Origin of the sequence: Cellvibrio fibrivorans (assembly GCF_031457055.1) — a bacterium.
Taxonomy (GTDB): domain Bacteria; phylum Pseudomonadota; class Gammaproteobacteria; order Pseudomonadales; family Cellvibrionaceae; genus Cellvibrio; species Cellvibrio fibrivorans.
In genome coordinates this window covers 524,600-545,351 of sequence record NZ_JAVDVX010000002.1, presented here as the reverse complement: position 1 = coordinate 545,351, position 20,752 = coordinate 524,600, and the positions used below count along the sequence as shown (strand labels likewise).

The following is a 20,752-nucleotide window of genomic DNA, read 5'->3' as shown; positions in this document are numbered from 1 at the left end:
TTTCTTGGCAGGATTAACCTAAGGTAGGTAGTGAACCTATCGTCAAACCAATCTGGTTAAACCGATTAATTTTTCAAACCAGATTTATAAGGATTAATCCAAAAAGAGGTACTAACGATGACTATCAAAAAACTACTGACTAATAGCGCGCTTGTGTGCATTTTCGGTGCAACCTCGAGCCTGACCTTTGCTGTAGATAAAATTGACGCAGATGATTTTGTCGAAGAAGTGTCGGCCAAAGGTGTCGCCGAAGTTGAAGGTGCAAAACTGGCATTGGAGAAATCAAGCTCACCCGATGTGCAAGCATTTGCACAAAAAATGATTAGCGATCACACCGCTGCCAATATGGAATTGGCAGGCATCGCAAGCCGGAAAAATCTTGAGGTGTCGGATGAAGCAGAGCTGACTACCAAAGCAAAGAAATTCGTATTGGAGCAACGCGATGGTGAATCCTTTGACGAAGCCTATGCAAAAAATCAGGTTTCGGCTCACGAAGATACTATCGAGCTGTTTCAGCAAGCTGCAGTGTCTGATGACGCAGAAATCGCCGCATTTGCCAAACAAACTCTACCCAAATTGCAACACCATTTAAAAATGGCAAAAGCGTTGGTCGCTGCGCACGACAAGGAATAAATCAGCAACTTCCTTCAGCTGCGTAGCGATTTGATCGCTGCGCTGCAGGCGGCGTTATTCTGAAAACGGAAACTCAGCAACGCTTTCTAATAGCACAAAAATCCGGGAGATTCATATGGCTATCGGCAGCAAGCAAAAATATACCGACGCCCAAAAGCGAAAGGCGGAACACATTGAAGACAGTTATGAAGCCAAAGGCGTTTCGCATGAAAAAGCGGAACAAATTGCATGGGCCACGGTAAACAAACATTCGGGCGGTGGTGAGCGCTCCGGCTCTGGCACTACGACACCGGAAACGACAAAAGAAGCGGCGCGTAAAGATTCGGCGGAGCATGCAGCAGAAACACGTCAAGCAAAAGCTGAACCCAATGCACTTGAAAAGCAATCCATCGCCGCACTGAGATCGAAGGCGCGTAAAAAACATATCAGCGGCCGCTCTACAATGAGTAAAGTTGAGCTCATTCTGGCACTAAGACAGAAGCGCTGATATTACGACGCAAAATTCTGTGCGTAAAAACGCGTTAATAAAGGCATAGTCATGAATTACAACTGGGCAGAGCATGTTCCTGAATTAACTTTTTTAGCAACGGCGCTAATTACCCTTGTTGTACTTTCATTAGTAGCACCAGGGGTTACGTTTTTATTGACACGTATAGCCAACCCATTTTCGTTTGCGCGCGATTTACTTGAACGCGTCAAACCGCCGCTGCATTTTTTAATACCCCTTATTGGTTTGCAAATAGTGTGGCGTTCAGCACCAGAGACGTTGCGTTTTGCAGGTGCTGTCAACCATCTTATTACGCTGGCTATTATTGGCGTAATTATCTGGCTGGGATTACGTTTTGTAGACGCAGGCCGTCAGGTGATTTTCAAACGTCACCCCATTCAAGTGAGTGACAACCGCACGGCACGAAAAATTCACACACAGACACAAGTGCTCGTTCATACACTCTCTTTTTTCGTTATTTTATTCGGCGTCGCCGCCATGTTGATGACTTTCCCCGGCGCAAAACAAATCGGCGCCAGCTTGTTAGCTTCTGCGGGTTTAGCAGGTCTGGCGGTAGGTTTCGCGGCGAAACCCGTGTTAGGTAATTTGATCGCAGGATTACAGATCGCAATCACCCAACCTCTTAGTCTCGACGATGTGGTGATTGTGGAAAATGAATGGGGGCGCATCGAAGAAATTACCAGTACTTATGTGGTTATAAAAATATGGGATGAGCGGCGCCTGATAGTGCCGCTGCAATATTTTATTGAAAATCCATTCCAAAACTGGACAAGGGAATCCACCCAATTATTAGGTTCATTATTTTTATGGGTCGACTATGCAATGCCGCTTGATCCCTTGCGCAATGAACTGGAGCGCTTGTGCAAACAAAATCCTGAATTATGGGACGGCCGCGTAAGCAACATCCAGGTCACTGATACCAGCGATAAAGCCATTCAGTTACGCATTCTGGTTAGCTCCAGCAACGCCAGCAACAGTTGGGATTTGCGCTGCCTGCTGCGTGAAAAACTGGTGCAATTTATTGCCACTAACCATCCGGATTATCTACCGCAATTGCGCACCAATTATTTTGAAGACTCAGCAACTATCGACTTTCAACCAGCTAAAAAAAATCGTGATAGCACTCCGGCAGCCGATTAAACATTGCGATTGCCTCTACGCAAAAATACGCGGAGCAGTTTGATATGCCTTATAGCACCACCACTAAAAGCGCTTTTACCAAATATGAAAGCGTGCAAGAAACTTATTCACATGGCGCCTTTCCGTTACCGGATGGCACTACACGCTTTTCACTGTGGGCTCCCGATGCGGACAAAGTTGATGTCAGCTTGGGGGATGGGCGACTTTATCCACTGGAATATAAAAAAAACGGCTGGTACAGCACCCGCGTTGAATGTGTCGCGGGCACAGCTTATCGCTACATCATTAATGGCAAGGCACGAGTACCAGATCCTGCTGCCCGACTCCAACATGGCGATGCCCATGGGTTGAGTTGCGTAGTTGATCAGGCATACCCCTGGCAAACCAATTCATGGGAAGGTTTGCCATGGCACCAGACCGTATTGTATGAGCTGCACGTCGGGCTCATTGGCGGTTTTAGCAAGGTCGAGAGACTGTTGCCTTCGCTGGCACGATTGGGGATAACCGCTATTGAGCTAATGCCCATTAATGAGTTTCCCGGTACTCGCAATTGGGGTTATGACGGTGTCTTGCCTTTCGCCCCGGAGGCGTCTTACGGTACACCTGACGAATTGAAGCGCCTGATTGATACTGCCCACAGCCTGGGCCTAATGGTATTTCTGGATGTGGTCTACAACCACTTTGGCCCGGATGGCAATTATCTCGGTGAGTACGCAAGCGGGTTCTTTCGTCACGACATACACACTCCGTGGGGGGCCGCAATTGATTTTCGCAAGCGCGAAGTGCGCGATTTTTTTTGCGAAAACGCCCTCATGTGGATTTTCGACTATCGCTTTGATGGATTGCGCCTGGATGCAGTACATACGATCAGCGAAAAGGATTTCCTGGTCGAATTGGCCGATCGGGTACGCAGTGCCCTTCCGTTCAATCGCCATGTCCATTTAATTCTGGAAAATGAAGACAATTCCGCCAGTCTGCTGGAAGAGGGGTTCAATGCCCAATGGAACGACGACGGCCACAATGTGCTGCATTACTTGCTCACTGGTGAAGATGAAGGCTATTACGCCGATTTCGCCAAATCCCCTACGGTCAAGCTGGCGCGCTGCCTGGGTGAAGGATTTATTTACCAGGGTGAGATGAGCCATACCGGACGTTACCGTGGTGAACCCAGCGCCCATCTATCGCCGACTGCTTTTGTACTTTTTTTACAGAATCATGATCAGGTGGGCAATCGCGCGCTAGGCGAGCGCCTGCCCCAAATTGCCGATCCCGATGCGTTGAAAGCTGCGGTTACATTAATGCTCCTCTCGCCCATGATCCCAATGTTGTTTATGGGCGAAGAGTGGGGAGAAAAGCACCCATTTTTGTATTTCACCGACCATGAAGACAATTTGGCCAAAGCGGTACGTGATGGGCGGCGGGCAGAATTTGCGCACTTCACGCAATTTCAGGACCCATCAATGCGCCAACAAATCCCTGATCCCAACGCCATCAGCACCTTTCTCAGCTCCAGAATCGAATTCACCGGAAACAGTGACACTGATGAGCAAGAGGAGGGCCAGCTGTCGGAGCGCGAACGTTGGTGGAGCTTTTACCAGCAGCTACTCACTCTGCGTCGCACCCACGTAACTCCTTTCCTGCCAGGGGCACGCTCGACTGGCACCACCATCATGGGGCCGAGGGCCATACGGGCGGCCTGGATTTTGGGTAACGGTAGCCAGCTGGGTATTTATCTTAATCTGTCGCATTCCCGGGTAATGGCGTCCCCCCCGTGGGACGGTGAACACCCCCTGTTTCGCCATAATGTGGCGGAGTCTGATTACCAGCAAGGAATCCTCCCGCCCTACAGTGCGGTCGTCATTATGCGTCTTTAATCCCTGCTGCCCCTCTGTTAGCTAACCAACAGACAGCAAAGCGCAGGATTTGAGACAAAGCGGGTATTGTTTTAATTGATACCCATGCGGGAACTCAACACGATGCCAGACGTTCGTGCCACTGTCAGACTGCAATTCCATCGCGATTTTACGTTTGATGACGCGATACCCTTGGTCGCCTATTTTAGCGAGCTGGGCATAAGCCATATCTACTCGTCACCCATCCTTAAAGCGCGTGCAGGCTCGCAACATGGATACGATGTCGTCGACCCAACGCAGGTAAATCCGGAGCTAGGCGGAGAGGAAGCGCTGGAGCGGCTCGTCGCCGAACTGCGACGATATGACATGGGCTTGATTGTCGATATCGTCTCCAACCATATGGCCGTAGGTAAGGACGATAACCCCTGGTGGCTTGATGCGCTGAAATGGGGAGCCAAAAGCCGCTACGCCAAGTTTTTTGATATCCAATGGAATTCCCCTGACCCGGCTCTTAAAGGCCAGTTATTAGTTCCCTTCTTGCGTACCAACTACGGCGATGTATTGGCAGCAGGTGAAATAACCGTCCATTTCAACGAAGACACTGGCGAATTCTATGCACGCCACTTTGACCACTATTTTCCGCTGAGCCCTGCCAGCTACAGCCATATCCTGTACAACTCGCCAGATCCGGTTTTGCAGGCATTCGCCCAACCTTTTGCCGCTCTCGAAACCAGCGCCGATGGTTGGCAAGCTGCACCTACTCTGCACCAGCAACTGCGAGAGACCGCCCGGCAACCAGAACAACGCGCAAGTATTGCAGCTGTGCTTGCGCTCTATCGCATTACCCCGAACAACGCAGAGACATCCGACCAGCCCGAACCTGCAATAACAGATTCAGATGGGACACAATCAACTGATAACCTCGACAGACTCCATCATCTGCTGGAACTTCAGTATTACCGGCTAGCCAGCTGGCGCACCGCCGCTGACGATATCAATTGGCGCAGGTTCTTCGATGTAAACGAACTGGGCGGATTGCGAGTGGAACGGCAGCAAGTGTTTGAGGCCATCCACGCCAGGATTTTTGAGCTGATTGAGCGCGGGATAATTGATGGGCTGCGTATCGACCACGTGGATGGTTTGGCCAATCCACGCGCTTACTGCCGTAAATTACGCCGCCGTCTTGATCGCCTCGTCCTTGAGCGCCCAACAGAATTAAAAAAGGGCCACCTGCCCCTTTATGCGGAAAAAATACTGGCAGACGGCGAACAACTTGCGCGGGATTGGATGCTCGATGGCACCACCGGCTATGAATTTATGAACCAGGTATCGCTGTTGCAACACGACCCCAAAGGAGCATTTCAGCTTTACGATTTATGGAGCCGCGTGAGTGGACGCGCAGGAACATTTGAGGAGGAAGTTAAAGAAGCGCGGCGTTTGGTGCTCTCCAGCAATCTGGCCGGGGACGTGGAAACCGTCGCGCAAGGACTGCTATCGATTGCCCGCCTCGATATACGCACCCGCGACCTCACCCTCAGCGCATTGCGCCGCGCGCTGATCGAATTGGTCGTCCACTTCCCGGTCTACCGCACTTATGTCACTGTTTGTGGCCGCACCGCGTCTGACCAAATTGAGTTCTTTAATCGCGCATTGGCGGGCGCGAAGACGACCTTGGCCGAAGCTGATTGGCCTCTGCTGGAACATCTTGACCGCTGGCTGGGTGGTGAGCCCTTGCATGAGTTACCCCCGGGCGCAACACGCGATTTGCGGCGGAAAGTACTTGCGCGTTTCCAGCAACTTACATCACCTGCCGCCGCCAAAGCAGTTGAGGACACCGCCTGCTACCGCTCTGCAGTGCTGTTATCACGCAACGACGTCGGCTTTGATCCGCAACATTTCAGCGCCCCACCCGCGCAGTTTCATGCGCGCAACGGAGAGCGCGCCAGAAGCTTCCCACATAACTTGCTTACCACCGCCACCCATGACCATAAACGCGGTGAAGATACGCGCGCGCGCCTCGCGGTAATCAGTGAGCGGTCCGTGTGGTTCAGCGAGAAAGTGGCCAACTGGCAAACCGCGGCAAGATCGTTGCGGACCGAGCTACCGGACGGAATCGCGCCATCTCCCGGCGACGAACTGATTCTCTACCAAACCCTGCTTGGATGCTGGCCACCCCAACTGGAGGCCGATGATGAAGCGGCGATGGAAGCCTTTCTCACGCGGGTGTTGCGCTGGCAAGAGAAGGCACTGCGCGAGGCAAAATTACGCAGTCATTGGAGCGCACCCAATGCCGAATACGAAGCCGCCTGTACCCGCTTTGTCACTGATCTCCTGACGTCTGTAGACAGGGTCGAATTGTGTGAGGACATTTGCGCTGCGGCGCATACCATCGCACCGGCTGGTGTGCTGAATAGCCTGAGCCAGACACTGTTGCGGATGACCTGCCCCGGTGTGCCGGATCTGTATCAAGGCACCGAATTTTGGGATTTCAGCCTCGTTGACCCGGACAATCGCCAACCCGTGGATTTCTTCTGCCGCCGCACGGCGCTCGCACAGGTAGAACGCACTGCGCCGGCTGATTTAGTTCAGCACTGGCCGGATGGCCGGCTAAAACAATGGCTGATCAGTCGCACGCTCAGCACTCGCAAGCAGTATCCAGCATTATTTTCCGCAGGCGATTACCAAGCATTAACGGTGGAGGGCGAGCAAGCAGATCACGTGCTCGCCTTTACGCGCGAACACAAGGATAACTGCTTGTTGGTCGTGATACCTCGCCTCACCACTTCGCTACTCGACGATACCGGTTTACCCCTGATTCCAGCCGCTGCCTGGGGAGATACCCAAGTGTTATTACCTTCACAACTCTCGGGCCGGATTTTTACTCACTCATTGCTCAGCAATGCGCGGTGTCAAGCCCCTTCAGGCCGTTTGCCGGTAGCGCAACTATTGGATGGATTCCCGGTGCATTTATCGATTGCACGCTCCACCACATCCCTTCAACCCAACCAATCCACATTTAAAACACCTACCCCAGGAGAACTGCATGATGAATGCTCATGAACAACGCATCCGCGAATTTGCCCACCAAATTTGGGAATCTGAAGGCTGCCCTACGGGGCATGAATATCGGCATTGGGAGATGGCCTGCAAATTAGTAGAGGCTCAAAAAAGCGTATATCCCCACGAAAAAGTCACCGGCCACATCAAAAGCATCATTGCTCCGGAAGAGCCGTTCGACCCGAATCCAAAACCCGAAATCGATCCTGCGCCGCCGCAACCCGACCAGCCTGCGCAACCCAATGTACCGGTTGACCCTATAGCGCCGGTGCAACCGCCACCGCACATATCGCCAACTCCACCGCCCCAACCTATCCACCCGACCGACCCCGTTCAGCCCGGGAATCCAGCCCAGCCTATTCAGCCAACCGCGAGCAAACCAAAAAAGGCAGCCTCAACACCGTCATCGTCAACATCTATGAAAAGTGATGAGGCGAATGCGTCACCCGGCCCGAGGACGACCAAAGCGCGCAAACCCCGCGCCACCAAAAACCAGGATTCAATGAGCCTGTAACAATTGTCTTTGCACAAGGAGAATGGCCATGACCACCAGAGAAAAAATTCATGCGGCAGTAAAGCAGACCATGCGGATTTGCGAGGGAAAACCTTTTCCTCTCGGCGCAACCTGGGACGGACAGGGAGTCAATTTCGCAATTTTTTCTGCCCACGCCACCAAAGTTGAACTCTGCCTGTTTGACCAGCAAGGCAAACGGGAACTTGAACGTATTGAATTACCGGAGTTTACCGACGAAATCTGGCATGGGTATTTGCCGGATGTACGCATTGGGCAGGTTTACGGTTATCGCGTGTATGGCCCATACGAGCCGGATGCGGGTTACCGCTTTAACCATCACAAATTGCTCATTGACCCCTACGCCAAGCAGTTGGTGGGCGAGCTGAAATGGGATGCCGCTATCTTTGGTTACACGCTCGATTCGCCCGATGGCGACCTGAGCTTCGATGAGCGCGACAGCGCGGCGTTTGTACCAAAAGCAAAAGTCATCGACTCGACGTTTGACTGGCAGGGCAAACATTCCCACAGCGTCGCCTGGGATAAAACGATTATTTACGAAGCACACTTGCGCGGCATGAGCATGCGCCACCCCTCGGTACCGGAACATTTGCGCGGCACGTTTGCGGGCTTGACCAACAAAGACCTACTCAAACATATCAAATCACTTGGCGTCACCAGTCTTGAACTGCTCCCGGTGCATGCTTTTGTACACGACAATCAGCTGCTGGAAAAAGGGCTCAAAAATTATTGGGGCTACAACAGCATTGCGTTTTTGGCGCCCCATTGCGAATACCTTGCCACGGGGGAATTGCGCGAGTTCAAAGAGATGGCAGCAGCACTGCACGATGCAGGTCTGGAGCTCATTCTCGATGTGGTTTACAACCATACCGCCGAAGGTAACGAGCGCGGCCCTACGCTGTCCATGCGCGGCATCGACAACCTCACCTACTATCGGCTAATGCCAGATAACAAACGCTATTACATCAATGATTCTGGCACGGGTAATACGCTGGATCTGTCCCACCCCTGCGTCTTACGGTTGGTCACAGATTCGCTGCGCTACTGGACAATTGATATGGGCGTGGATGGTTTCCGCTTTGATTTGGGCACCATTCTGGCGCGCGAAAAAAACGGCTTCAACGAACGCCACGCCTTCCATGTTGGCTGCCGCCAGGATCCAACGTTAAGTCAGCTAAAACTGATTGCCGAACCTTGGGATTGCGGCTTGGGCGGTTATCAGGTGGGTGCATTCCCACCGGGCTGGGTTGAGTGGAATGATCGCTTCCGCGATACGGTGCGCACCTTCTGGCGTGGAGATAAAGGCAAGCTTCCTGAATTGGCCAGTCGAATTACTGCTTCAGGCGACTTATTCAATAAAGGCGGCCGCAAACCTTATTCATCCGTCAACTTTATCACCGCGCACGATGGTTTCAGCCTGCGCGATTTAGTGAGCTACAACTCACCGCACAATGAAGCCAACGCCGATGAAAATGACCGGGGCAACACTAACAGTTTGTCATTCAATCACGGTGCAGAAGGCCCCACGGATGACCCCGACATTCGCGCAATTCGGCTGCGGCAAATACGCAACTACCTTGCCACATTATTGTTGTCGCAAGGTACGCCTATGCTTCGCGCCGGCGATGAAATTGGCCACACTCAACAAGGCAATGACAATACTTATTGCCAGGACAACGAATTGAACTGGTTGAATTGGGATCTCGATGAAGAAGCGCAAGAGCTGCTCGATTTCACGCGACGATTAATCCAGTTGCGTCACGATTACCCGATCCTGCGCCGCAATCGGTTTTTGGTCGGAAACTATAACGAAACTACAGGCGTTAAAGATGTAACCTGGATTACCCCCAACGGTGATGAAATGACCGAGGCTCACTGGGGAAATTTGGATGCATCCTGCCTGGGTGTAATCATCGACGGGCGTGCACAAGTGTCGGGAATTCAACGCCCGGGGCACGATGCCACATTATTATTAATATTAAATGCGCATGATTTTCCCGTTAATTTCACTCTGCCAGAAGTCGTGAAAGGAATAGGCTGGAATTGTTTGCTCGATACCAACTTAACCGCTGCGAGGTCAGCAGAAATTTTCGACTTTAGTTACACATTCGTAGTAACGCAACGATCGCTATTACTATTTGAACTTCACTCCGATAACACCAGTGCAATAAATCCAGAAGAAATTTCAACGCTAATAGAGGCTTTACCCATACTCACATCCGAGAAATAGCGAAAATTAAAAAAGGTTTTATAGATAAGTTAGATGTCACACAGACCAAAAACCGGGCTCTATTTAAGATTAAATGGATGGTTGGCAATAGGTGAATAATCCAACCAATTGCCAATAAATATATTTCATTAACCCTTAACGTAGAAGGTAGTTGCCATGTCAATACTATCCCATACCGCCAAAAAAGAAGTAGGCATTAGTAAAGATAAAATTCACGAAGCATCGACAGATATCACCAACGAATTTAAAAGTTTTGTTAGTGATATTGAAAGCCTCGTCAAAGAAACTGCGTCGCTAACTGGCGACGATTTGGCGCAGGCCAAAATCAAAATTAATCAACGCATCAATGCAGCCAAACATCGCTTTAGTCATGCTGGCGACACGGTGCTAACACAAGCGCGGAAAACCGCCGTTCGCACCAATGAGTATGTCCATGAAAAACCTTGGGCTATTATTGGAACCAGCGCACTTGTGAGTTTTGTTTTAGGCATGTTACTTGGCCATCGCGATGAAAGCTCAGCCAAATAACCATTCGGGAGGGGCAATCTTGCCCCTCGTTTTCTTGCCGCTTCGCTATGCTTTTTGCACAACCTCCCTTCCCCTTAATTTTCCTGCAATCTATTTATATCGATAAATCCATCCTCATTGTTTTAATTTCTGATTTTATTTACCTCTGTTAACTCTCGTACAGACCATCAAAATTTGCTTGGTTATAGTGCACATAAGATGAAAGGAATTAACTGCGATCCTTTTATTTTAATGATTTTACCCCTGTTAATAATTAGGAGATCAAAAATGAACTACGAAACTCGCGACACTTATGGCATCTATAAAGCAGATCATCACAATGATGGCCCGGGACCACGACTCATGGGAGCAGACACGCTAATAGGTAATGATGTTTGCAATCTCCAAAATGAAGACATTGGTGATATCAAGGAAATTATGCTCGACGTTGCCACCGGCAATATCGAATATGCCGTGTTGTCTTTTGGCTCATTTCTCGGCATGGGCGAAAAACTTTTTGCAGTGCCTTGGACTGCTCTTAAACTCGATACTGAAAACAAACGCTTTCTACTTGATGTAGATAAAGATCGACTGAAAAATGCACCGGGATTTGATAAAGACAGCTGGCCAGATTTGGCTGACAAAACCTTGGCAAATGACCTTCATTCCTATTATGGAACCAAGCCTTACACCAGTCGTCTGCGCAATTAATTGCGCGCAAGCATCTGCCCTCGCAATACCGAGGGCGTTGTTTTTGCGGACTAAACGCAGTTAAACTTACTTTGCTTCAGTGTAATCGCCTACTGCATCCTTGAAAATTTTCCCGGCAGTCTCTGTCTCTTCAATCGACAAAGTTTCAACTACCACCACCAGACTTCCACTAACTATTGCATCGTGAACCAATTCGGACAAAGGTTTTACTTTTTCCGCAGCACCCACACTTGCTCCCACCAATCCACCAATACTCGCTCCCCACCCCAACATAACCAACGGACCGATTAATGGGCTGGCAACAAATAACGTCACATTTGCAGCAACCATTGCCGCAGTCAATAAAGCACCCACTCCTGTTCCTACAGCCGTTCCGATAGCACCATCAACAACAATGTCTTTTAAAACCCCTTCGCTACTGTCAGTAGCCGTATGAGTAGGAGGCATGGAATCTTTGTCAAAAAGGTGAACGCGCACCAATGGCAAACCAGCAACTACCAGTTCTGATACCACCTTTTCCGCTTGATCGCGGTGCGCAAAAAAACCGGACACATAGTGATGATAAGTTTCCATTATCTTTCCCCTTTGATGAGAACCAAAAATGGCGGTTAATACATCATGGTACTCACCCACAAATGGACACTCTGTGCGTTTACGTACTTATTAATAAATTATTTTCCAGAGCCATTTATTAAACATTTGTTTAACTAACAATGTAACAGCCGCTGAAATAATGTGACCTGGATTCAAAACCAGCGAATATCTTCATACGAACTTTCCCAAAAAGGTGGATATGTTAGCCATCCAACAGACCGACACACGCAATAATCGGATTATCCGGCGGTTACAGGCATATCATCACAGCCGGATGGCTCTTCCAGAGCAACGTATAGCAACAACTATTACCCCCCTTCAGCACAATGAGTCTATGACCGTGTAGTAGAGTAGATTTTATGAAAGCAAAAGTTACCCGCAAGAATATATTTTTACTCAGTACGCCTACGATTATTGTGGTGATTATTGCAGCTACATTATTTTGGTTTTTTGACCGGATGAAAGCAGCGGACAGGCTTCGCATGCAAACAACACTCGCTATAAATAGCGCCCAAAAGATTTTATCGCTACTTGTAGACTCTGAAATCGGAACTCGTGGATACATATTGACCTATGACACCAAATTTTTGCAGCCCTATTTTGATACACGGGATAATATAAAAAAGGAAATAAAGCTCCTACGGAATGCATCAAGCAGCACTGAAAGCATGGAACAAGTTGATAAGCTAACACCTATTATTGACGAGCAACTCGAATTTCTTGCAGCCACTATTGCAGACACAGGCCAAATAGAATCAGGCGACCTGCTTCTCAGGTTTACCAATGGTGAAGGCACAGAGCTAATGAATAATCTCCGTGCCGTACTAAAAGAATATCAAGAGATCCAAAATAAACTGCTTCAGCGATACAGAAGCGACCACCGCAAATATATGGGATATCTATTTGGATTTATCGTACTCGTCAGTGTTTTTATGTTGTTATTTGCCCAGGCATTTGCCTATGGAATTTATCGCAATATTCACCAGCGCTTAATGGATCTGGTCCATCTCGAAACAAAACGCTCCCTCGACAAACAAGAGGCAATGAATCAGCAACTGAATCTTGCTTATATCACCGTGCAAGATAGTGAAAGAAAACTGGAGGTGACACTCAATTCAATCGCGGACGCAGTAATAGCTACTGATTGCAATGCATCGGTAACCTTGATGAACCACGTGGCTGAACAGCTAACGGCATCTACAATTGAAATGGCTGCCGGCAAATCAATTTGCGAATTTTTCCATCTCGTCAACAAAGAAACGCGCGAATCTGTATTAAATCCGGTATTGGAAACTCTGCTGCACGGCGTTGCCCAGGGTGCAAGTAATAACATACTCATTTTGCCCGATGGTACCGAATATAATATCTCCCATAGTTGTGCACCGATTCGCGACCGCGATGGCCAGGTTATCGGTGCCGTATTAGTATTTCGCAATATCACTGCAGAAAACGCCGCGCAACAAGCCCTCCTTGATAGCACTGAACGGATCAAAACAATATTGGATACGGTGAGTGATGGCATAGTGACCTTTAATGCACGCACCCAGGTAATAGAAAGCGTTAATACCGCAACCGAGAAAATGTTTGGCTATAAAGCTGCTGAATTGGTTGGCCAAAAAATTAGCATCATTGTCCCCGAGTTAGATGGGACACCAGGTGCACTGGACTATTACAAAACGTCGCTGGAAGAACGCAGTAAAGGCATAGTTCGCGAAGTTATAGGGCAGCAAAAGGATGGACAATTCCTACCCATGGAAATTGCTGTCAATGAAATGCGTTTGGGCGGCCAACGCTATCTAGCCTGCGTATTGCGCAACATCACTGCACGTAAGCATGCTGAAGCCTTAATGCTCGAATCCGAATACCGTTACCGCAGCTTGTTTGAAACGATCGATGAAGGCTTCTGTGTCGCTGAAATTATTTACAAAAATGATCAACCCGTAGATCAGTTTTTTCTCGAAATCAATCCTTCTTTTGAAAAACACAGCGGCTTCAAAAATGCACAGGGTCGATATGTCAGTGAATTTATCCCCGACTTAGGCGCGGATCTATTTGCTGTCTATGATCAGGTGCTACAAACCGGTGAGCCAATCCGTTTCGAATACCAGGTTCCATCGCTCCAGCGTTGGTTTGATATTTATACCTGCCGCTTGGGTAAACAAGGTAGCAAGAAGGTCGCTATTTTATTTACCGATGTCACACAACGAAAATTATCAGAACAGGCGTTACGCGAAAGTGATGAACGCGTTCGCTTGGCCACTGAGGCAACTGGCGTAGGCATTTGGGAATTGAATCTTGTCGATAATCGTATGCGTTGGGATAAGCAAATGTTCCGCATCTACGGTGTACAACCGACTCCCGATGGTATTGTAACGCGCGACCTCTGGCCACAACACTTGTTGCCTAATGACAGGATTGAACAAGAAGGCTGGGACAATGCTATTCACCTGCAAAAAGGAAGCACCCGGGAGTTTCGCATCAAACAAAGCGGCACTAATGCTATTCGACATATCCGCTCTGTTGAAACCTTGCGCACCGATTCGCAAGGCAAAGTAGAATCCATTGTCGGCACTAACCTTGATATCACCGAAATCAAACGCACTGAAGAAACATTGCGCGAAAGCGAGCGTCATTTGCGCGCCGTGATCAATGCACTACCTGTTGCTATTTACGCAACCGATGCCGAAGGCAGGTTAACGCACTTTAACCAAACCGCAGTGGAATTTTCCGGCTGCGAACCCGAATTGGGTAACGACAAGTGGTGCAAGGGTTTACGGTTATTCCACCCCGACGGCTCCGCCATGCCTTATGAAGAATGCCCAATGGCAATTGCACTTAGAGAGGGGCGAGCTCTATTCGGTGTAGAGGCAATGGCAGAACGGCCAGACAAATCACGCGTCAACTTTGTCGCCCACCCTACCCCTCTGCGCGATACTGCTGGCAAGATTATCGGCGGCATCAATATGCTGATTGATATAAGCGAACGAAAACGGCTAGATCAGGTGCTTCTGGAAAATAATCTTGAACTGAATAAAGCCAAAAATCTCGCAGAAAAAGCCAACCGCGCAAAATCCGATTTTCTTTCCAACATGAGTCATGAACTACGCACACCATTGAATGCCATCTTGGGATTTGCACAATTAATTGATGCCAGTAATCCACCACCAACCCCGTCCCAAAAACGTAGCGTGCTACAAATACTACAGGCGGGATGGTATCTACTGGATTTGATTAATGAAATTCTTGATCTTACGCTCATCGAGTCCGGTCGCCTTCCGCTATCCATGGAAATGGTTTCGCTCCCCGGCCTTATGCGTGAGTGCAAAGCCATGGTTGAACCGCAAGCACTTAACCGTAATATCACGCTAAATTTCCCAGAATTTGAATCAGCATTTGTAGTGACCGCTGACAACACCCGGTTAAAACAAGTACTCATAAACCTCCTTTCCAATGCCATTAAATATAACCGCCCAAACGGCAAGGTAACCGTGACCTGCAAGGAATATCGACCGGGACGCGTGAAAATCAGTGTCGAAGATACCGGCGAGGGTTTATCACCCGAACAGCTTTCACAATTGTTTCAGCCGTTTAATCGCCTCGGGAAAGAAAATAGCAACGAGGAAGGTACAGGTATAGGGCTGGTGATGACCAAGCGCCTTATTAAACTGATGGGAGGAAAAATTTCCGTTGAAAGTAAAGTGGGGAAAGGCACCATCTTCAGTGTCGAACTGTTAATGGGAACAGAAAACCCTATGGTGATTGCTAACAGCGAAATCCCTCCAACGCCTAAGCTTCACCCCATAAAGAATGGCGCAACAAAATATACTCTCCTTTATGTAGAAGATAATCCAGCCAACTTAACCTTAGTGGAAGACATAATGGAATCGCGAACAGATTTTCTTCTGCTCACCGCACGCGATGGATTTGCAGGAGTCGAACAGGCGCGCTTGGCTCAGCCGGATTTAATATTAATGGATATTAATTTGCCTGGCATGAATGGTACGGAAGCGTTAAAAATTCTCGCTAAGGATCCTTTAACCAAGCATATTCCAGTGATTGCACTTAGCGCCAACGCAATTCCCCATGACATTGAAAAAGGCCTTGCGGCAGGCTTTTTTCGCTACCTCACCAAGCCTATTCGAATTAATGAATTTACGAGCACACTTGATGCAGCGCTTGAGCTAACAGAAAAAAGAACAACCCAATTGAAAAAAGAGGAAAGAGCATGAAGCTAACAGAGCAAGACATTCTTAATGCCAGCATTCTGATTGTTGATGACCAACAAGCTAATGTTGCCCTTCTGGAAACCTTATTGAGTGAAGCAGGTTATACCAATGTCAGCGCTACGATGAATCCACTAGAAGTAGGATCACTCTACCGAAAACACCATTACGATTTAATTTTGCTTGATCTGCAAATGCCTGAGATGGACGGATTCCAAGTAATGGAATGTCTTAAAGCCAATATGCAAAACGATTATTTACCCGTGATTGTATTAACTGCACAACCTGGCCACAAATTGCGGGCATTACAATGCGGAGCAAAAGACTTTATCAGTAAACCCATTGATGTAGTTGAAGTTAAAACACGCATTCACAATATGCTGGAAGTACGCTTGCTATACAAAAAACTAGAAAACTACAACAAATTACTGGAAGAAACCGTACAGGAACGCACAGCAGAATTGCGTGAAAGCGAAGCGCGTTTTCGCAGTCTGACCGAACTGGCATCAGATTGGTATTGGGAGCAGGATGAAAATGGAAAGTTTACGAGAGTGTCAGGCCCCGTATTGGAGATGTTGGGACTTCAGGTAGATTCTTTTACTGACAACAACACGCTAACCAGCGCGAACAACAGTAATGAAGCATCAGGTTGGGATGAAAACGAACGCAAAGAGCTTCAAGACATTATCGCCGCACGCCAACCTTTTATTGATTTTTCTTTCAGCCGTACAACCCCTTCCGGAAATAGAAATTTTTACCGCGTAAGCGGCACGCCCATTTTTGATCACTCAAGCCGTTTTATTGGTTATCGCGGGATCGGAATTCAATGCAAAGAAATGCCGTAATGCCAATGAGTTATTTCAATTTAAACGCCGCTTCATTTAACGAGAAAGGAATGCCTATGCCTAAAAATATTGCCGTAGAAAATCAAACCCCGGAAAAAAATTATATTCTTGCGAAGCTAGGCCGCACTGAAACTGATCGGCTAATAAAACATCTCGAACCAGTGAACTTAAAATTGGGGGATGTAATTTATGGACCAAACCAACACATTAGCCATGCCTATTTCCCGACGACAAGTATCATTTCATTACAATACATAATGGACACGGGAGCCTGCGCCGAGGCCGCTGAAGTTGGCAATGAAGGAATGTTGGGATTACCAATCCTCTTAGGAGGTAGTGTCACACCCAATACTGCAATAGTTCAAACTGCCGGGCACGCTTACCGGCTGGATCAACACATATTAAAAGCAGAATTTAATTCCGCTGGAATAATGCAGCGGCTCTTGCTGCGCTATACCCAAGCAGTGATGACACAGATGTTCCAGACCGCCGCGTGTAATCGCCACCACACTATTGAACAACAGCTGTGCCGCTGGCTGCTCTTAACCGTTGATCGCATTCCATCAGGAGAATTATTAATGACGCAGGAGTTAGTGGCGAATATGCTTGGCGTGCGCCGCGAAAGCATTACGGAAGCCGCAAAAGGCCTGCAAGATGCCGGTTGTATACGCTATCGGCGTGGTCACATATCCGTATTGGACCGGCCAAAATTGGAGCGCTGCGTGTGCGAATGCTATTCAGTAGTTAAAGAAGAATTTATTCGACTGATGTCCAGCGTCAACTAACGAGTGAGGCCATATCCCTATCTCCCACTCCCAGCCCCTCAACTGCTCATTCCACTCATAATCACTCCCTTGCAAGATCAATCACATCGAATAACGCTTCACCAGGGCCGCATACAATTCGTCTTTAAATTCCGGTCTGGTTGTATCAAGGCTTTGCACAGCCTCAACCAAATGCTCGTTATCTTCGCGACCATCGTGCCAATGCTTGCGGTAACTGCCGTCTTTATAACCGTGATCCTGACGGAAGAAATTCAGTACATTCTTACCAACATAACCGCGATAGAGTTGCTCAAAACTCATATCGATACCCGCCATTAAACGCGCAAACAAGCCAAGATGGAATTGGCGGTCACCCAGGGTTGCAGCAGCAAATTTTTCCAAGTCCAGACGGAAGTCTTGTTCATCTGTAGCAATCACTAATTCATTTTGGATTTTCGCAATAATTTCTTCGAGCGACGCACCTGGTTGTAATTGGATACTTAAACCAAAGTGCCAGATATCGATTAATTCGAGTGCAACCTGTTCGGTGTCGGGTGATTGCTTTTTCCACCATTTCCAACCGTAATGATCCAGCAGCTCAGCACATTCAACCCAGATGGCGCGATACCATTCATAACCTTGTTGTTTCCAATTAGCGTTGACTTTGGTGTTCATCGCATCCTGTAACTCGAGCATAATTTTGATTTGTTGGGCGTTCATTGTAGGACCTTACTTGTAGGGGTTAGATTTTTTTTGGGCGCAGCAAGCAGCGCCCCTACATTTAGATTGGGAGATATTGTTTTGCTTTGCTGAATAAACGATAAAAATTTTCCGTCGTATTTTCAGCAAGTTCTTCTAGAGGAATCCCGCGCACATCCGCAACAAACTGAGCAACTTCGCGCACGTACTTTGGTTCGTTAGGTTTACCACGATAAGGAATTGGGGCGAGGTAAGGAGAATCCGTTTCTACCAACAAACGATCTATCGGCATATTGCGCACCACATCGCGGATTTGTTCGGCGGTTTTAAACGTGACGATACCAGAAATCGAAATGTAGTAATTCAAATCCAGCGCAGCTTTCGCCATATCCCAGTCTTCAGTAAAACAATGCAATACGCCGCTCTGCTCGAGGCTGCCGTGCTCCTTTATCAACGCGAGCGTATCGGCTTTGGCTTCACGGGTATGCACAACCACGGGCAAGCCAATTTGTTTACCCACGTTTAAATGCAGTGCAAAACTTTCGTGTTGGATATCTTTGCTTTCAGTTTCGTAGTGATAGTCCAAGCCCGTTTCACCCAGCGCAACCACCTTGGGTTGCGATGCCCAATTGATTAATTGCTCTGCGGTTGCAGCGCCCTCTTTCACATCGCACGGATGAACCCCTACAGAGGCAACCACACGGGGATGGGCTTGCGCAATATCAATCACTGTTTGGATATTTTCCAAACTAATACCGATGCACAACATTTGCTGGATACCACGCTCATGGGCAGCGGCAATGGCAGCGCTCAAGTCGCCGTCGTAGGGATCGAGCTTGATTCGATCGAGGTGGCAATGGGAGTCGATTAACATGGGCACATCCAATAACAAGAGCAAAAATAAAAAGCAGAAACAACAAAGCCAGGCATAACCTGGCTTCACGGAAACTCAGTGGGGCGATTTTACACGTTATAAGATACTACATGGTATGTGTGGGCTTATCAGAACTGAGCATGCCAGCCAGATAGGTTTCTATTTTGTTGATCGCGGTGTTGTCCTGATCGCTAAACTGTACACCTATCCCCGCCGCGCGATTGCCCTGCGCACCTTTCGGGGTTACCCACACCACTTTTCCCGCCACCGGGATTTTTTCCGGCTCGTCCATCAGGCTCAACAACATAAATACTTCATCGCCCAACTTGTAGCTTTTATTGGTAGGAATAAACATGCCGCCATTTTTTACAAAGGGCATATAGGCTGCATAGAGAACAGCTTTGTCTTTAATCGTTAGAGAAAGTATGCCATTACGGGCACCACCGCCAATCGGTTGCATAACAGATCCTGAATTGTTGTTTTGTCAGATCACAGGCTTAATAAGGCCGAAACACTAATAGATTAGCTCACTAGTGTCCAGACGCCATTGCGCGATTCGTGCTCGCGCGCAACAAAGCGCCCCAATCGAGCAATAATTCCTCTAATAACAATTGCTTATTGGGATTTGACCCGCTCAACAATTGCTTTTTGGAGATCAGGATTTTTTCAATATAGCGATGCAGCAACGGTAAGTTAAGGTTACTCAAGCGCTCGCGCCATTCAACCGGCGCCTGCTCCATTTGCGCATCTTCACCACCCACTCGCCAGCGCGCGATGCTGTGCAACAAGCCGAGAAACCATTCCATAAAGCCATGCACATCGCCGCTGTGCCACTGAGCGGCCAACTCAATCGCCGATATTTGCCCGAGACTCAAGCGCACAAATTGTTGTAGCACCTGTTCGCGCTGCTCCAGTGCATCACCTTGCAACAATGCCAAGGCAGTGAGCGGTGCCCCGCGCGCGGCAACCAATAAGGTATCTGCCTTAGCATTACTTCCCGCTAGCAAAGGCGATAGCCAATGCAATACTTGTTCAGCGCGCGGCATAGGGAACTTGCGTAACTGGCAGCGGCTGCGAATGGTGGGCAGCACCGAACTTGGGCTGTGGGTAACGAGCACCAGCAACGTATTAGCCGCAGGTTCTTCAAGCGATTTCAACAGCGCATTAGCAGAGTTGCCATTCATTGCCTCAGCAGGCTCGATAATCACCACTTTGTAACCGCCCTGCTGGGCGGTTTTACTGAGCGATTCCGTCAGCTCACGCACCTGATCCACTTTGATCGCCTTGCCCTCTTCTTCGGGCTCCAGCCATACCAGATCAGGATGTGTTTGCGATTTATTCAATTCGCAACCACGACACTTGCCGCAAGGGGTTCCTTCAATCGGCGCCTGGCACAACAACAACTGCGCCAGCGCGTCGGCCAGATGACGTTTACCGATTCCCTTAGGGCCTGCAATCATCATGGCGTGGGGTAATTTTTTAGCGGCCATCTGCTGCAGCAACTGCTGCCATTCGCTGAGCTGCCAAGGATATGGATGGATGGGAAAGTCGCTCATGAACTACTCAACTGGATTGCACTGAA

At 48.5% G+C, this 20,752-nt stretch carries 17 protein-coding genes; 12 read left to right on the top strand and 5 right to left on the bottom strand.

Annotated features, from left to right (window positions below; all coding sequences use genetic code 11):
* The first annotated feature begins 117 nt into the window (after positions 1–117).
* The 9 genes from J2X05_RS07215 (at position 118) to J2X05_RS07175 (ending at position 11,171) form a co-directional block, all read left to right on the top strand.
* On the top strand, positions 118–633 hold the full coding sequence (locus J2X05_RS07215; RefSeq protein WP_310070612.1) for a DUF4142 domain-containing protein: 516 nt from the start codon (positions 118–120) through the stop codon (positions 631–633).
* Positions 634–748: 115 nt separating this feature from the next.
* Entirely contained in the window at positions 749–1,120 is a 372-nt protein-coding gene (locus J2X05_RS07210) for a termination factor Rho (RefSeq protein WP_310070609.1), read from the top strand.
* A gap of 51 nt (positions 1,121–1,171) precedes the next feature.
* A complete protein-coding gene (locus tag J2X05_RS07205; protein ID WP_310070606.1) occupies positions 1,172–2,281 on the top strand; it encodes a mechanosensitive ion channel family protein in 1,110 nt (369 codons plus the stop codon).
* Between the two features lie 44 nt (positions 2,282–2,325).
* Positions 2,326–4,155, top strand: coding sequence for a malto-oligosyltrehalose trehalohydrolase (gene treZ, locus J2X05_RS07200; RefSeq protein ID WP_310070603.1), 1,830 nt, complete (start codon positions 2,326–2,328; stop codon positions 4,153–4,155).
* A gap of 102 nt (positions 4,156–4,257) precedes the next feature.
* A complete protein-coding gene (locus J2X05_RS07195; protein WP_310070601.1) occupies positions 4,258–7,194 on the top strand; it encodes a malto-oligosyltrehalose synthase in 2,937 nt (978 codons plus the stop codon).
* A complete protein-coding gene (locus J2X05_RS07190; RefSeq protein ID WP_310070597.1) occupies positions 7,178–7,705 on the top strand; it encodes a DUF2934 domain-containing protein in 528 nt (175 codons plus the stop codon). Before J2X05_RS07195 ends, J2X05_RS07190 begins: the two co-directional genes overlap by 17 nt.
* A gap of 28 nt (positions 7,706–7,733) precedes the next feature.
* Complete coding sequence (gene glgX / locus J2X05_RS07185; protein WP_310070595.1) at positions 7,734–9,953, top strand: glycogen debranching protein GlgX; 2,220 nt, start codon at positions 7,734–7,736, stop codon at positions 9,951–9,953.
* A gap of 156 nt (positions 9,954–10,109) precedes the next feature.
* Positions 10,110–10,481, top strand: a complete 372-nt coding sequence (locus J2X05_RS07180) for an ElaB/YgaM/YqjD family protein (RefSeq protein ID WP_310070594.1) — start codon at positions 10,110–10,112, stop codon at positions 10,479–10,481.
* A 267-nt stretch (positions 10,482–10,748) separates the two neighbouring features.
* Positions 10,749–11,171 (top strand): PRC-barrel domain-containing protein, encoded by a 423-nt coding sequence (locus J2X05_RS07175; protein ID WP_310070592.1) that lies wholly within the window; start codon positions 10,749–10,751, stop codon positions 11,169–11,171.
* A gap of 66 nt (positions 11,172–11,237) precedes the next feature.
* Here J2X05_RS07175 and J2X05_RS07170 read toward each other — a convergent pair whose 3' ends face one another.
* Complete coding sequence (locus tag J2X05_RS07170; protein ID WP_310070590.1) at positions 11,238–11,744, bottom strand: hypothetical protein; 507 nt, start codon at positions 11,742–11,744, stop codon at positions 11,238–11,240.
* Positions 11,745–12,124: 380 nt separating this feature from the next.
* On the opposite strand from J2X05_RS07170, the gene J2X05_RS07165 reads away from it, so the two are divergent.
* Genes J2X05_RS07165 through J2X05_RS07155 form a run of 3 tightly spaced genes read left to right on the top strand, consistent with a single transcriptional unit; the run spans position 12,125 to position 17,618 of the window.
* A complete protein-coding gene (locus J2X05_RS07165; protein WP_310070588.1) occupies positions 12,125–15,994 on the top strand; it encodes a PAS domain S-box protein in 3,870 nt (1,289 codons plus the stop codon).
* Positions 15,991–16,833: a response regulator gene (locus J2X05_RS07160; protein WP_310070586.1), complete on the top strand. Its 843-nt coding sequence runs from the start codon at positions 15,991–15,993 to the stop codon at positions 16,831–16,833. The genes J2X05_RS07165 and J2X05_RS07160 overlap by 4 nt, the downstream gene beginning before the upstream one ends.
* 56 nt (positions 16,834–16,889) lie before the next feature.
* On the top strand, positions 16,890–17,618 hold the full coding sequence (locus J2X05_RS07155) for a Crp/Fnr family transcriptional regulator (RefSeq protein ID WP_310070583.1): 729 nt from the start codon (positions 16,890–16,892) through the stop codon (positions 17,616–17,618).
* Between the two features lie 81 nt (positions 17,619–17,699).
* Here the strand turns inward: J2X05_RS07155 and J2X05_RS07150 are convergent, their stop codons facing one another.
* The 4 genes from J2X05_RS07150 to J2X05_RS07135 form a co-directional block, all read right to left on the bottom strand.
* Positions 17,700–18,317, bottom strand: coding sequence for a dUTP diphosphatase (locus J2X05_RS07150; RefSeq protein WP_310070580.1), 618 nt, complete (start codon positions 18,315–18,317; stop codon positions 17,700–17,702).
* Positions 18,318–18,378: 61 nt separating this feature from the next.
* Positions 18,379–19,170, bottom strand: a complete 792-nt coding sequence (locus J2X05_RS07145) for a TatD family hydrolase (RefSeq protein ID WP_310070576.1) — start codon at positions 19,168–19,170, stop codon at positions 18,379–18,381.
* Positions 19,171–19,276: 106 nt separating this feature from the next.
* On the bottom strand, positions 19,277–19,630 hold the full coding sequence (locus J2X05_RS07140) for a PilZ domain-containing protein (RefSeq protein ID WP_310070574.1): 354 nt from the start codon (positions 19,628–19,630) through the stop codon (positions 19,277–19,279).
* Between the two features lie 70 nt (positions 19,631–19,700).
* A complete protein-coding gene (locus tag J2X05_RS07135; RefSeq protein WP_310070571.1) occupies positions 19,701–20,726 on the bottom strand; it encodes a DNA polymerase III subunit delta' in 1,026 nt (341 codons plus the stop codon).
* Between the last annotated feature and the right edge of the window lie 26 nt (positions 20,727–20,752).

Coding starts and splice junctions, on each gene's coding strand:
- J2X05_RS07215 (WP_310070612.1), top strand. CDS start 118: ATGACTATCAAAAAACTACTGACTAATAGCGCGCTTGTGTGCATTTTC.
- J2X05_RS07210 (WP_310070609.1), top strand. CDS start 749: ATGGCTATCGGCAGCAAGCAAAAATATACCGACGCCCAAAAGCGAAAG.
- J2X05_RS07205 (WP_310070606.1), top strand. CDS start 1,172: ATGAATTACAACTGGGCAGAGCATGTTCCTGAATTAACTTTTTTAGCA.
- treZ (WP_310070603.1), top strand. CDS start 2,326: ATGCCTTATAGCACCACCACTAAAAGCGCTTTTACCAAATATGAAAGC.
- J2X05_RS07195 (WP_310070601.1), top strand. CDS start 4,258: ATGCCAGACGTTCGTGCCACTGTCAGACTGCAATTCCATCGCGATTTT.
- J2X05_RS07190 (WP_310070597.1), top strand. CDS start 7,178: ATGATGAATGCTCATGAACAACGCATCCGCGAATTTGCCCACCAAATT.
- glgX (WP_310070595.1), top strand. CDS start 7,734: ATGACCACCAGAGAAAAAATTCATGCGGCAGTAAAGCAGACCATGCGG.
- J2X05_RS07180 (WP_310070594.1), top strand. CDS start 10,110: ATGTCAATACTATCCCATACCGCCAAAAAAGAAGTAGGCATTAGTAAA.
- J2X05_RS07175 (WP_310070592.1), top strand. CDS start 10,749: ATGAACTACGAAACTCGCGACACTTATGGCATCTATAAAGCAGATCAT.
- J2X05_RS07170 (WP_310070590.1), bottom strand. CDS start 11,744: ATGGAAACTTATCATCACTATGTGTCCGGTTTTTTTGCGCACCGCGAT.
- J2X05_RS07165 (WP_310070588.1), top strand. CDS start 12,125: ATGAAAGCAAAAGTTACCCGCAAGAATATATTTTTACTCAGTACGCCT.
- J2X05_RS07160 (WP_310070586.1), top strand. CDS start 15,991: ATGAAGCTAACAGAGCAAGACATTCTTAATGCCAGCATTCTGATTGTT.
- J2X05_RS07155 (WP_310070583.1), top strand. CDS start 16,890: ATGCCTAAAAATATTGCCGTAGAAAATCAAACCCCGGAAAAAAATTAT.
- J2X05_RS07150 (WP_310070580.1), bottom strand. CDS start 18,317: ATGAACGCCCAACAAATCAAAATTATGCTCGAGTTACAGGATGCGATG.
- J2X05_RS07145 (WP_310070576.1), bottom strand. CDS start 19,170: ATGTTAATCGACTCCCATTGCCACCTCGATCGAATCAAGCTCGATCCC.
- J2X05_RS07140 (WP_310070574.1), bottom strand. CDS start 19,630: ATGCAACCGATTGGCGGTGGTGCCCGTAATGGCATACTTTCTCTAACG.
- J2X05_RS07135 (WP_310070571.1), bottom strand. CDS start 20,726: ATGAGCGACTTTCCCATCCATCCATATCCTTGGCAGCTCAGCGAATGG.